Origin of the sequence: Blautia massiliensis (ex Durand et al. 2017) (genome assembly GCF_051861785.1) — a bacterium.
In the GTDB taxonomy this organism is placed as follows: Bacteria; Bacillota; Clostridia; order Lachnospirales; family Lachnospiraceae; genus Blautia_A; species Blautia_A luti_A.
On record NZ_CP146725.1, the window covers coordinates 2,748,660 to 2,761,659 of the forward strand.

At 45.9% G+C, this 13,000-nt stretch carries 11 protein-coding genes; all 11 read left to right on the forward strand.

Annotated elements, in window-relative coordinates; translation table 11 throughout:
• Positions 1–24 precede the first annotated feature (24 nt).
• The 11 genes from V9W66_RS12965 (at position 25) to V9W66_RS13015 (ending at position 12,990) form a co-directional block, all read left to right on the forward strand.
• Positions 25–552 carry a PcfB family protein gene (locus tag V9W66_RS12965; RefSeq protein WP_004612793.1) on the forward strand — a complete coding sequence of 176 codons (528 nt, stop codon included), beginning with the start codon at positions 25–27 and terminating at the stop codon, positions 550–552.
• Positions 549–2,444, forward strand: a complete 1,896-nt coding sequence (locus V9W66_RS12970; RefSeq protein ID WP_186279132.1) for a VirD4-like conjugal transfer protein, CD1115 family — start codon at positions 549–551, stop codon at positions 2,442–2,444. Before V9W66_RS12965 ends, V9W66_RS12970 begins: the two co-directional genes overlap by 4 nt.
• Positions 2,445–2,578: 134 nt before the next feature.
• Positions 2,579–2,794, forward strand: coding sequence for a Maff2 family mobile element protein (locus tag V9W66_RS12975; protein ID WP_005338487.1), 216 nt, complete (start codon positions 2,579–2,581; stop codon positions 2,792–2,794).
• A gap of 23 nt (positions 2,795–2,817) precedes the next feature.
• Positions 2,818–3,687, forward strand: a complete 870-nt coding sequence (locus tag V9W66_RS12980) for a VirB6/TrbL-like conjugal transfer protein, CD1112 family (RefSeq protein WP_004612759.1) — start codon at positions 2,818–2,820, stop codon at positions 3,685–3,687.
• 17 nt (positions 3,688–3,704) lie between these two features.
• The gene (locus V9W66_RS12985) at positions 3,705–4,079 is read left to right on the forward strand and encodes a PrgI family protein (RefSeq protein ID WP_005338480.1); all 375 of its coding nucleotides are present in this window, start codon (positions 3,705–3,707) and stop codon (positions 4,077–4,079) included.
• On the forward strand, positions 4,057–6,870 hold the full coding sequence (locus V9W66_RS12990) for a VirB4-like conjugal transfer ATPase, CD1110 family (protein ID WP_144100438.1): 2,814 nt from the start codon (positions 4,057–4,059) through the stop codon (positions 6,868–6,870). The genes V9W66_RS12985 and V9W66_RS12990 overlap by 23 nt, the downstream gene beginning before the upstream one ends.
• Positions 6,871–6,964: 94 nt before the next feature.
• On the forward strand, positions 6,965–7,276 hold the full coding sequence (locus V9W66_RS12995; protein ID WP_005338478.1) for a hypothetical protein: 312 nt from the start codon (positions 6,965–6,967) through the stop codon (positions 7,274–7,276).
• Positions 7,277–7,308: 32 nt separating this feature from the next.
• Entirely contained in the window at positions 7,309–9,780 is a 2,472-nt protein-coding gene (locus V9W66_RS13000; protein ID WP_144095594.1) for a C40 family peptidase, read from the forward strand.
• A 17-nt stretch (positions 9,781–9,797) separates the two neighbouring features.
• Positions 9,798–10,136, forward strand: a complete 339-nt coding sequence (locus V9W66_RS13005) for a DUF4315 family protein (protein WP_144095593.1) — start codon at positions 9,798–9,800, stop codon at positions 10,134–10,136.
• Positions 10,126–10,809 carry a CD1107 family mobile element protein gene (locus V9W66_RS13010; protein ID WP_144095592.1) on the forward strand — a complete coding sequence of 228 codons (684 nt, stop codon included), beginning with the start codon at positions 10,126–10,128 and terminating at the stop codon, positions 10,807–10,809. The genes V9W66_RS13005 and V9W66_RS13010 overlap by 11 nt, the downstream gene beginning before the upstream one ends.
• Before the next feature lie 90 nt (positions 10,810–10,899).
• Positions 10,900–12,990 (forward strand): DNA topoisomerase 3, encoded by a 2,091-nt coding sequence (locus V9W66_RS13015; protein ID WP_144095591.1) that lies wholly within the window; start codon positions 10,900–10,902, stop codon positions 12,988–12,990.
• Positions 12,991–13,000: the final 10 nt, after the last annotated feature.

Here is a 13,000-nt window from a genome sequence, read left to right on the forward strand (position 1 = left end):
GAGAGAAGAAAGGGCGTGGTGTGATTGCAGGATGAAGTGAATGAGAAAACAGTCTCACTTTGTATCCGCTGTGGCAAGGTCACTGCCAATCTGCTGAAAGCTGCCATGGTAAAGGCTCTTGCAAAGATGGAGCAGGAGAAAAAACAGCAGGGACAGAAAACAAACCAGAAACAGCCCCAGAAGGAAAAGGAGGATAAGACCTACAAGGGAAAACAGAGCCTTGATAAGCTGATGAAGCAGAATGTACAGCTGTCCAACATTGAGATCACAGATGGAAACATCAAGTCTTTTGAACGGGTAGCAAAAAAGTACAGCATTGATTTCAGCCTGAAAAAAGATGTGACTGCGGACCCGCCAAGATACTATGTGTTCTTTAAGGCAAGGGATGCCGATGTGATGACTGCCGCTTTTAAGGAATACACGGGCAAGTCTCTGAATAAGGACAAAAAACCATCCGTGAGGAAGAAGTTACAGCAGGCGATCACCAAATCGCTTGCAAAGCACAGAGAGCTGGAGAAAACAAAAGGAAAGGAGAAGGAGCCGTCATTATGAGCAGATTACAGAAGTTGCTTGGTGTAGGAAAAGGATACCTGGAGAGATTACCGCCGGTGGATGTACATAAGCTGCTTCGGATTGTTCTGATGAATCTTCCGTATATCGTGATCTTTTATGTTGGAAATAAGCTGGCATGGTTATACCAATACTGTGTAGGTGATTCCATGATAGAAAGACTGATGGTGCTGATCTTAAATTTCCAGATGGCATTTAGCAGGATTCTCCCAAGTATGCATAAAAATGAATTGCTGGTTGGGATTACTGGAGCCGTGGCAGTGAAGCTCATGGTCTACATGAAAGGAAAAAATGCCAAAAAGTTTCGGCAGGGAGTGGAGTATGGTTCGGCAAGGTGGGGGACGGCAAAAGACATTGCACCCTTTATCGCCCCGGTATTTGAGAATAATATCCTGCTGACCATGACGGAACGGCTGACCATGAATGGCAGACCAAAGAATCCGAAATTTGCGAGGAACAAGAACGTGATCGTGATTGGCGGATCTGGCTCAGGAAAGACACGTTTTTATGTAAAACCCAATTTGATGCAGATGGGAAAATACATCAGTTATGTGGTCACAGACCCGAAAGGGACGATCATCATTGAGTGCGGAAAGATGCTGGTACGGCATGGATATAAAGTGAAAGTATTGAATACGATTAATTTTTCCAAGAGTATGCACTATAACCCCTTCCACTATATCCATTCGGAAAAGGATATTTTGAAACTGGTAAATACGATCATGGTGAACACGAAAGGGGAAGGCGAGAAGTCCAGTGAGGATTTCTGGACGAAAGCAGAGAGACTTCTGTACTGTGCCCTGATTGGCTATATCTGGTATGAAGCACCGGAAGAAGAACAGAACTTTGCGACCCTGCTTGAGTTTATCAATGCTTCGGAAACAAGGGAAGATGATGAGACATTTAAAAATGCAGTAGATATGCTGTTTGAGGAACTGGAAAAGGAAGAACCGGAGCATTTTGCAGTGCGTCAGTATAAAAAATATAAGCTGGCGGCAGGAAAGACAGCAAAGAGTATTTTGATTTCCTGTGGTGCAAGGCTTGCACCGTTTGACATTGCAGAGCTTCGTGAGATCATGAGCTATGATGAGATGGAACTGGATATGGTAGGTGACCAGAGGACAGCACTGTTTATTATCATTTCTGATACGGATGATACCTTTAACTTTGTTGTGGCGATGATGTACAGCCAGTTATTCAACCTGTTATGTGACAGGGCAGACGATGTACACCATGGCAGATTGCCATATCACGTCAGAATCTTAGCTGACGAGTTCGCAAATATCGGCCAGATTCCAAAGTTTGACAAGCTGATCGCCACCATTCGTAGCCGTGAAATCTCTGCATCCATTATCCTCCAGTCGCAGTCCCAGTTAAAGACAATCTACAAAGATGCAGCTGAGACAATCCTGGGAAACTGCGACACGATGTTATTCCTTGGCGGTAAGGAAAGTTCGACTCTAAAGGAGATTTCCGAGACGCTGGGAAAAGAAACGATTGATTTATATAACACTTCGGACACCCGTGGACAGAGCCGTTCTTACGGGATGAACTATCAGAAAACAGGAAAGGAATTGATGAGCCGGGACGAACTTGCGGTCATGGATGGCAGCAAATGTATCTTGCAGCTTCGAGGTGTAAGACCATTTTTCAGTGACAAGTTCGATATTACCAAACACAAACGGTATAAGGAGCTGTCAGACTACGATAAGAAAAATGAGTTTGATGTGGAAGCGTATATGCGGCATCGGATGGAAGTGAAACTGACGAGGACACAGGAATTTGACCTGTATGAGTTTTCGGAAGAGAGTCTGGCAGAAGAATTAAATACAGAAAACAAGGAAGCAGAGCATGTGAAAGATTCGGACACATAGCTCTTTTTCTTTGCCCTTTTGGGAGGTGATGGATTTGAGAGATCATGAAAGGCCGCCCGTAAGGGCAGAGCCGGAAAAGACTTCTTAAAGATAGAAACCAGAGAAATACAGAGATTTGAAAGGAGACAACGAATATGGCGTTTTTTAATCAGGCAATCAATATTTTACAGACACTTGTGGTGGCAATCGGAGCCGGACTTGCAGTATGGGGTGTTATTAACCTGTTGGAAGGATATGGAAACGATAACCCAGGTGCAAAGTCCCAGGGAATCAAGCAGCTGATGGCAGGAGGTGGTGTCGTTCTGATCGGCACCCAGCTGGTACCGTTACTGTCCGGATTGTTCAGCTGAGAGAAGCAGGAGGGAGATGACTCATGGATCGGATATTTGAAGCGATTGAAGAATGGATGAGGAATCTTCTGACAGGCATGGTAAGTTCCAACCTGACAACAATGTATACCGACGTCAATGAAAAGACCGGTCAGATTGCTGCTCAGGTTGGGCAGACACCGCAGGGCTGGAATGGCAGCATTTACAGCATGATACAGAATCTTTCCGAGTCGGTCATTGTACCGATTGCCGGTATGATTATCACATTTGTACTTTGTTATGAGCTGATCTCCATGTTGACGGAAAAGAACAACATGCATGACATCGACACCTGGATGTTCTTTAAATACTTTTTCAAGATGTGGGTGGCAGTCTGGATTGTCAGCCATACCTTTACGATTACGATGGCGGTATTTGATGTCGGGCAGTCCGTAGTCAGCCGGGCAGCTGGGGTTATCAGTTCTGATACAGCGATCAATATAGATACGATGATTTCCACAATGGAGACAGCGATGGAATCTATGGAGATTGGTGAACTTGTCATACTGGCACTGGAAACGATGCTTGTAAGCCTGTGTATGAAGATTATCTCAGTCTTTATTACAGTGATTTTGTATGGACGTATGATTGAAATTTATCTCTATTCGTCCGTTGGAGCGATCCCGTTTGCAACCATGTCCAACCGGGAATGGGGGCAGATTGGGAACAACTATCTTCGTGGATTGTTTGCACTGGCATTCCAGGGATTTTTTATGATGGTCTGCGTGGGAATCTATGCGGTCCTGGTTGCAAACATCCAGATGTCAGATAACATACATTCTGCATTGTTCGGCGTGATGGCATACACGGTGATCCTGTGTTTCAGTCTGATGAAAACAGGAAACTTTGCCCGCAGTATCTTTAACGCCCATTAAGAAAGGAGGAACTGGCAATGGCATTTGTATCTGTGCCTAAAGACTTAACCAAGGTCAAGAATAAGATCATTTTCAACCTGACGAAACGGCAGCTGATCTGTTTTGGGATTGCGGCGGCAGTAGGGCTTCCGTTTTATTTCTTAAGCAGGGGAATCATTGGTTCCAGTAACGCAGCGACCGGGATGTGCCTTCTGATGCTTCCGGCATTTTTATTTGCCATGTATGAGAAAGATGGACTTCCGTTAGAAAAGGTCTTAAAAAATATGATCACCGTAAAATTTATCCGTCCTCCGGTACGCAAGTACCAGATGGAAAATATGTATGAGAAAAAATATACCGTGGTCAGAAAGAAGAAAGGGGGAACGAAGGGTGTTAAAAAGAAAAAACGATAGACAGCCGCAGAGCATGGAAGAATTGTATCCGGATGATTACTGGCTGGATGAGGAGGATGGAGAAGAACTTCCAGTCCCCGAAATGAAAAGAAAACCAGTAAGCGGCAGGCTGCACGATGAGCCGATGGTGACAGGATATGAAGCACTGGAACGCCAAAGAGGTGTCCGCAGACCGAACCGGAAACTGACACGCAGGGAAAAGAAAGCCCTCAAAAGGGCACAGAAATATGAAGAAAAACTGCATAAGGAACATGAAAAAGCGGATAAGAAAAATGCAAAAAGGGAAGCAAAGCTGGCAGCCAGGGCAGAAAAGCAGGCAGTGCGTGACGCAAAGAAAAACGCAAAAAAGAAAAAGAGCAGACCTGCCGTAGCACCGCCGGGGCAGCGTCCGGCAGGAAAAGCGGTTTCCGGAACGAGAAGCAGCGGGACAGGAAAGAAAACACCGGATAGTGCCAGAGATAAGAGGATTACTGCACAGCAGTCGATTCCATACCATGAGATGGGAAGGGATGGTATCTGCCGGGTGCAGGACAAGTTTTATTCCAAGACGATCCGTTTTTATGACATCAACTATCAGCTGGCACAGAATGAAGATAAGAACACCATCTTTGAAAACTGGTGTGATTTCCTGAATTACTTTGACAGCACGATTCATTTTCAACTGTCCTTTATCAACCAGCACAGCAACATGGCAGAGTATGAGAAGGTCATCCATATCAATCCGCAGGAGGATGAATTTGATGACCTGCGTATGGAGTTTGCCCAAATGCTCAATAACCAGCTGGCAAAAGGAAACAACGGGCTGATGCGTACCAAATATATCACATTCGGGATTGAAGCGGAGAATATCCGGGAAGCACGACCAAAACTGGAACGTATCGAGTCGGATATTCTGAATAACTTTAAGATTCTTGGGGTATCTGCCTATCCGCTGAATGGGGAGGAACGGTTACAGATCATGTATGAAACCTTTAACCAGGACAGCAAAGTTCCGTTCCATTTCTCTTATGACGATGTACTTCGGACAGGGCTTAGCACCAAGGATTATGTCGCACCGACCAGTTTTGTTTTTAAAAATGGAAAAGATTTTGAGATGGGAGGTACGATGGGAGCTGTTTCCTATTTACAGATCCTGGCACCGGAACTTACCGACAAGATGCTGGCAGAGTTTCTGGAGATGGACAGCAACCTGATGGTGAATTTCCATATCCAGTCTATCGACCAGATGAAGGCGATCAAACTGGTAAAAAGCAAGGTGACGGATATTAACCGTATGAAGATTGAGGAACAGAAAAAAGCGGTCCGGGCAGGCTATGACATGGATATTATCCCTTCGGACTTAAATACATACGGTGGGGAGGCAAAAAGGCTTCTGGAAGATCTGCAGTCCAGAAATGAGAGAATGTTCCTTGTGACAGCATTGTTCTTAAATACTGCACCGACCAAACAGGAACTGGAAAATGTGGTGTTCCAGACTGCCGGTATCGCACAGAAATATAACTGTGCATTGAAACGGCTGGATTACCAGCAGGAGCCGGGACTGATGAGCTGTTTGCCGCTTGCGATGAATTTTGTACCGATCAAGCGGGCACTGACAACGACATCCACGGCAATCTTTGTCCCGTTTACCACACAGGAATTATTTATGGCTGGGGAATCTATTTATTATGGATTAAATGCCCTGTCTAATAACCTTATCATGGCAGACAGGAAGAAATTGAAGAACCCGAACGGGCTGATTCTTGGTACACCGGGTTCCGGTAAGTCGTTTGCGGCAAAACGAGAGATTGCAAACGCATTTATCGTGACGAAAGATGACATTATCGTCTGTGACCCGGAAGGTGAATATTATCCGTTAGTCCGGGCATTTCATGGACAGGTGATCCGTATTTCCCCGACCAGCCACGATTATATCAATCCGATGGATATTAACCTGGATTACGCTGACGATGATGACCCGCTTTCCTTAAAATCGGACTTCATCCTGTCCCTTTGTGAGCTGGTAGTTGGCGGAAAGAATGGACTGGAGCCGGTTGAAAAGACCGTCATCGACCGATGCGTAAGGCTGGTCTATCAGGATTTCCTTTCTGACCCGGTACCGGAAAAAATGCCTATTTTAGAGGATTTATATAATCTTCTCCGTAGTCAGAAAGAGCAGGAAGCACAGCGTCTGGCAACGGCACTTGAGATCTACGTCAATGGTTCCTTAAAAGTGTTTAACCATAGAACCAACGTGGAACTGAGTAACCGTATCGTATGTTTTGACATTAAGGATCTGGGAAAACAGCTGAAAAAACTGGGGATGCTGATCGTACAGGACCAGGTGTGGAACAGGGTAACAATCAACCGTTCTGCAAATAAGAGTACCAGATATTATATTGATGAGTTCCATCTGCTTTTAAAAGAGGAGCAGACGGCAGCATACAGTGTGGAGATCTGGAAGCGATTCCGTAAATGGGGTGGTATCCCTACGGGTATCACACAGAATGTAAAAGACCTGTTAGCCAGCCGGGAGATTGAGAACATCTTTGAAAACTCTGACTTTATTCTGATGCTCAATCAGGCATCTGGTGACAGACAGATCCTTGCAAGGCAGCTCAACATTTCCCCACACCAGCTTTCTTATGTAACGAACAGCGGGGAAGGTGAGGGACTGGTCTTTTATGGCAGTACCATTATCCCGTTCAAGGATAAGTTTGATAATTCCCTGATGCTGTATGCCCTGATGACTTCTAAGCCGGATGAGGTGGAAAAGCGTAAGAAACTTGGTATCGGGGAACGGGACGATTAAAGAAATAAACGAAACAAAATAAAACAGAGTAGAGGATGAGCCGGAGGAATACTTCCGGCAATTTTTCTGCCCGGAAATCATGGAGGATTACAAGATGGAAGATTACAGAAACATGGAGAGATGCAGCGGTGAACCTTGCTGCATATTTGCAGAAAGAATCTGTGCAGACAATGAAAAGGAGATTTTGAAAATGGAAAAGGACACAAAGGAAAAAGTAACGGCTGATGAAATGATGGATGATCTTATTTATCTGGCGGAACTGATTGATTTCATGGGAATTACATCTTGTCTGGCTGTAAGGGGAACTTTAAGTGAGCGAATGACAGACAAGCTGACGGATTCAATTGCAGGGATGGCAGATGAAGTGTTGGAGAAATGGGAGGACTATCAGGATAAGACAGAGTAACTGGGACAAAGCAGTAAAGGGGATGGTCAAAGTTGCAGGAGCATGAGTATAAGGCGAGAGATAAAACCGTCCAGAAGATGAGCCGGGATGGTCTGCGAGAAGAAAACCTCCGGAACAAGGAAGAAAAAAGGATCACCGGACGGGATACAGATACCGAGATTTCCCGCAGTGAAAAGAAAGAAGAACTGGATTTCAGTAAACGCAGACAGGAACGGCTGAAAGAAGAACGGGAAATGGAGCAGCCGGAGCAGAGTTCCAGAAAACCCAGATATAGTAGGGAACATGCAGATATATTGGATGATGAACAAGATATAGCAACTGATGTGGATGTAGAAGAGGGGCTTACAGACGATAGCAGCGAGAACCCCAAATCTGCCTTTCGTACAGAGAGTATCCGTGGACAGCCAAGAGGGGAACGGGCATATCTGGAGACAGTTGCAGACAGCCGGGATCTTCGGAAGAAAAAGATGGTCAGGGATTATGCTGCAAAGGAAAGAAGGAAGGAAAAGGAGACTTCCAGAGAAGAAAAAGCAGCCAAGAGAGAATCTGCCCGTTACCGGGAAACTTCCGAAGTGATGGAAGATTCCCTGGATGAGTTCCACGAGGAGATCAAAGGCAAGTCCAAAAGGGAACGGGTGCTGAAGGAACAGCGGAAAAAAGTTTCCCGCTTGTCTTTTGGTGATGAGGATGACGGCATGGTACATGGTGCCGGGATTGGTATCCGGAATCCGGCATCGGCAGTCAAAGATGCGGCAGTTACGGCAGCACACTGGAAAACGCACGAAGAAGAGGATGAAAATGCGGCAGTGGAAGGGGCACACCGGGCAGAGCTTGCCGGGGAAAGCCTTGCAAGGAAATCCATCTATATGCGGGAACGGCTGAAAGGGCGGAGAGAAGAATCCCGGAGATTAAAAGAAAGCGTTCTGGATGAAGCAGAAAGGAGCCGGCTGGTATTTGAGACTGCCTATGGAAATGAAGCGAAGGACGCAGTGAAAAGAGAAGCAGAGAAGAAAAAGAAATCTGCCCTGCAGAAACTCTTTCAGAAGAAGCGTTACCAGAAGCAGTATCAGGCAGCCAGACAGAGTAAAAAAGTAAAGGATGCAGCGATCACTTCCGCACAGAAGTTTACGGAAAAAGCGAAAGACGCGGTCAAGATGGTGGCAGCACAGAACCGGGGGATTTTTGCCACGGTAGCTGTCTTTGCCTTGATCTTTGTACTGATCGCAGCCAGCTTTACCAGCTGTACAGCATCTTTGCAGGGAGCTTCCTCGGCAATCATTTCTACCAGTTATTCCAGTACGGATGAAGATATTTATGCCGCTGAAAATGCGTACCGTGCCTTGGAAGAAGCACTGAATACACAGATCAACCAGATGGAATCCACCCATCCGGATTATGACGAATACCGGTACCAGATTGATGAGATCGGTCATAACCCATATCAGTTGATCTCTTATCTTACGGTAAAATACGGCGGCTTCACTTACGATGAAGTGGCAGAGGAGATTAAGGAGATCTTCCGACAGCAGTATGGGATCACCACAGACTCTACCAGAGAGACGGTTACGGAAACCAAGACTGTCCGGGTAGGGGAATCCTTGGGACAGGTTGTGACAAGTGGGTACTGTAACTGCCCGATATGCTGTGGCCAGTGGAGTGGCGGGCCGACAGCCAGTGGGGCGATGCCGACAGCAAATCATACGATTGCCGTGGATGCAGCGAACCCATTTGTGCCGATCGGAACCCATGTAGTCATGAACGGTGTGGAATATGTAGTAGAAGATACCGGAGCGTTCGCAAGATATGGGGTACAGTTTGATGTTTACTATGACAATCATGCGGCGGCATCCGCACATGGACACCAGACATGGGAAGCCTACATAGCAGACAGTAATGGAAGCCAGGAAGTGCAGGTCACGACCACAAGAGAAGTGAACCGTCTGGATGTGACGATGACGAACCACAGCCTGGATGCCGTGTTAAGGAGCCGTATGACAGAGGAAGAACAGGAACGTTACGATGCGTATAACAAATATTATGGCAACCGTGATTACCTGTTTGATCTAAACAGCATACCCACCGGAAGCAGTGGATTTGGTTATGACATACCGGCAGATGCTTTATCTGATCCACAGTTTGCAAAAATGATACAGGAAGCAGAAAAATATCTGGGTGTCCCATATGTATGGGGCGGTTATTCCCCAAGTGGTTTTGACTGTTCCGGCTTTGTGAGCTGGGTTATCAATAACTGTGGAAATGGATGGAATGTCGGAAGATGTACTGCCGATGAGCTGCGGTCACACTGTTCGCAGGTATCTCCATCGGAGGCAAAACCGGGAGATCTGATCTTCTTCCAGGGAACCTATGATACAGCGGGAGCAAGCCATGTGGGAATCTATGTCGGCAATAACATGATGATTCACTGTGGCAAGCCTGTCCAGTATACCAGCATTGCAAGTGCTTACTGGCAGGAACATTTTATGGCGTTTGGTCGTCTGCATTAGAGGAGGTGACAGGGCAGATGAACATGAAATTAAAAAAACTTCTGAATGATATTCAGAAAACAGAGGATAAGATTGCGGAATTGCAGGAACACCTGAAACGGCAGAATACATTGAGACAGCAGATGGAAGATATAGAGATTGTCAAGTCATTCCGTTCCATGAAGCTGGACAGCCGCAGCCTGCTTGTCCTGCTTGACAGGATTCAGAAAGGAACCGTTACGATCCAGATGGATGAGGACGGCGGTATCACGGTGGAGGATGCAAAAGCTCCGCAGAAAAAGGAAAACAACGCAGAAGCTCACAGACCACCTGTTGGTCAGATGACAGAAAGAGAGGTTTTAGACGATGAGGAATAAAGTGGTAAAGAAACTGCTTATGATTGCCATGGCAGTCACCATGATCTCCGGGACATCCATTGCTACGGTTTATGCAAATGCAAACCCACCGGTGGAGGAGACAACGACACAAGTAGTAGAAGAAACGGCAACAGAATCAACAGAAGATACGGAGAAAAAAGAGGATACCGGAAGGGTCACCGGGGAAGGGGATAATTCTGCTTTTTCTACTCCGGGAAATGCCCAGCTGGTGGATGATAAGGAAAATGATGATACGAAACAGTTCCTTACCATCCAGACCAAGAAGGGAAATACATTTTATATGGTCATTGACCGTTCCAGCAATACAGAAAACGTGTACATGATGTCCCTGGTCGATGAGAATGACCTGGCAGAATTTCTGGATGAGACAGAAAAGAGCAAAGAAACCGAAGAATCAACCGTAGTGATTCCGGAAACCACACCGGAAACTACCCCGGCAGCAGAGGAGGAAACCGAAGTGAAGAAAGAAGAAAAGACAGGAATGAATGTAAAAGGACTTGGAGCAATCGTACTTGCAGTGATTCTTGGAGTGGCAGGTATCGCCGTTTATAAAAAGCATGGACGTGGCAAAGAGGAGGACTATGTAAGCGAACAGCTGGAGTTTTCTGACGGACCGTATGTAAATGAAGAAGAGGATGAGGAAGAAGAATAAACTTCCATCTCCAAAGAAGCAACAAAAATAATGACAGGGGCAGCCAGAGCAGTTTGGCTGCCTTTTTCAGTAGAAAGGATAGAAAAGCGTATGTCAAAATTTTTAGTGATCGCAGAGAAACCAAGTGTGGCACAGAGTTATGCCAAAAATCTGTCAGCTTATAAAAAAGAGGACGGATATTTAGAAGGGGAGAGCTGTATTATCAGCTGGTGCCTTGGGCATCTGGCAGAGTATGCACAGCCGGAGGAATATGACCCGAAATATGAAAAATGGCAGTTTGATGACCTTCCGATTCTCCCGCAGGTCTGGAAGTTGAAAGTTTCCAGAGATAAGAAGAAACAGTTTGATGTGTTAAAAAGCCTGATGAACCGGGCAGATGTGGACTATCTGGTAAATGGCTGTGATGCAGGAAGGGAAGGGGAACTGATCTTCCAGAGAGTGTATGACCTTGCCGGATGCAGGAAACCGGTGAAGCGTTTATGGATCAGTTCCATGGAAGATACGGCAATCCGGACAGGTTTTCAGACAATGAAAGGAGCAGAGGAATACCGGAATATTTGCATGGCTGCGGTATGCAGGGCACAGGCAGACTGGCTGATCGGAATGAACGGAACCAGGGCATATACGACCTGTTATTTTAAACGTCTGGTTGTGGGCAGGGTGCAGACGCCAACGCTTGCCATGCTTGCGGAACGTCAGGATAAGATTGAGCATTTTCAGAAAGAAGCCTTTTATAAAGTAGCACTGACAGACGGAAGGCTTACGGTAGTTTCTGAAAATATTGCAAATGAGGAAGCAGCCGATCTCCTTGCTTCCTTATGTATGGATTCGGAAGCAGTGATTACACAGGTAAAGAGGGAACAAAAGAAAGCGTTTCCTCCCAAACTTTATGATTTGACCAGTCTGCAAAGGGAAGCAAACCGTTACTTTGGCTATACGGCAAAGAAAACACTGGATATGCTGCAGGAATTATATGAAGAAAAGCTGGTCACTTATCCAAGAACGGACAGCCAGTTCGTGACGGAGGATATGAGGGATACCGTAGAGGAACTGGTAGGGAAAATGCCAGTTTTACTTCCGTTCTTGGATTATGGACAGCTGGGACATAACATCACCAGAGTGATTAACAATGCAAAAGTATCCGACCATCATGCGATTCTTCCAACAAAAGAAGCCGTAGAAAAAGGAATCTCTGATCTGACAGCGGACAAAAAGAACCTGATGATGCTGGTCTGCCAGCAGCTGGTGCAGGCAACAGGGGAAGAGTATCAGTATGAGCAGACGGATATTACGGTCAAATGTCAGGGACATGATTTTACCGCCAGAGGAAAAGTGCCGGTGCAGATGGGATTTAAAGCGGCGGGGAATGCCTTTAAGAACCAGTGCGTGAAAGCCAAGCCGGAAGAAGAAACGGAAAAAGAAACTTCCATTCCATATGGATATGAAGAAGGAATGACGCTTTCTCCGGCAAAGGCAGAAAAGACAGTGCATTTTACTTCCCCGCCAAAACCATTCAATGAAGATACCCTCCTTGCCGCTATGGAAACCGCAGGGAATAAAGACTTTGATTCGGAGACAGAGAAGAAAGGACTGGGGACTCCGGCAACCAGGGCAGGTATCATTGAAAAACTGGTTTCTTCCGGCTATGCAGTCAGAAAAGGAAAGCAGATCTTGCCAAGCACAGAGGGCAGGGAACTGGTGAATGTCATGCCGGCTTATCTGAAATCTGCCGCAATGACTGCCGAATGGGAAAATCAGCTTTTAATGATGGAAAAAGGGCAGATCACCGATACACAGTTTATGGGTGAGATCACTTCTTTAGTCGGTAAGATTCTTTCTGTGTGCAGGGAAATACCGGAAACGGAAAGGAGAAGGTTCCAGAAAGCAAGGGAAGTGATTGGTAAGTGTCCGGTCTGCGGCTCTGATGTCTACGAAGGAAAGCAGAATTTTTACTGCTCCAACAGGCAGTGTGATTTTGCCCTTTGGAAAGAAAACCGTTTCTTAGGAAGCATGGAGAAAACACTGGATAAAAAGATGGCAGTGGAGCTTCTTGATAAAGCCTGCACCCATGTAAAAGGGCTGTATTCCAGAAAAAAAGATATAAAGTTTGACGCAGACCTTTTACTGACACTGGAGGACGGAAAGCCAAGGTTCCATCTGGAATTTCCAAAGAAGAAATAAGGCAAGGAGG

What these genes read in the sequence shown, in the direction of transcription:
- V9W66_RS12970 (WP_186279132.1), top strand. Translation starts at nt 549, where the DNA reads ATGAGCAGATTACAGAAGTTGCTTGGTGTAGGAAAAGGATACCTGGAG.
- V9W66_RS12975 (WP_005338487.1), top strand. Translation starts at nt 2,579, where the DNA reads ATGGCGTTTTTTAATCAGGCAATCAATATTTTACAGACACTTGTGGTG.
- V9W66_RS12980 (WP_004612759.1), top strand. Translation starts at nt 2,818, where the DNA reads ATGGATCGGATATTTGAAGCGATTGAAGAATGGATGAGGAATCTTCTG.
- V9W66_RS12985 (WP_005338480.1), top strand. Translation starts at nt 3,705, where the DNA reads ATGGCATTTGTATCTGTGCCTAAAGACTTAACCAAGGTCAAGAATAAG.
- V9W66_RS12995 (WP_005338478.1), top strand. Translation starts at nt 6,965, where the DNA reads ATGGAAGATTACAGAAACATGGAGAGATGCAGCGGTGAACCTTGCTGC.
- V9W66_RS13005 (WP_144095593.1), top strand. Translation starts at nt 9,798, where the DNA reads ATGAACATGAAATTAAAAAAACTTCTGAATGATATTCAGAAAACAGAG.
- V9W66_RS13010 (WP_144095592.1), top strand. Translation starts at nt 10,126, where the DNA reads ATGAGGAATAAAGTGGTAAAGAAACTGCTTATGATTGCCATGGCAGTC.
- V9W66_RS13015 (WP_144095591.1), top strand. Translation starts at nt 10,900, where the DNA reads ATGTCAAAATTTTTAGTGATCGCAGAGAAACCAAGTGTGGCACAGAGT.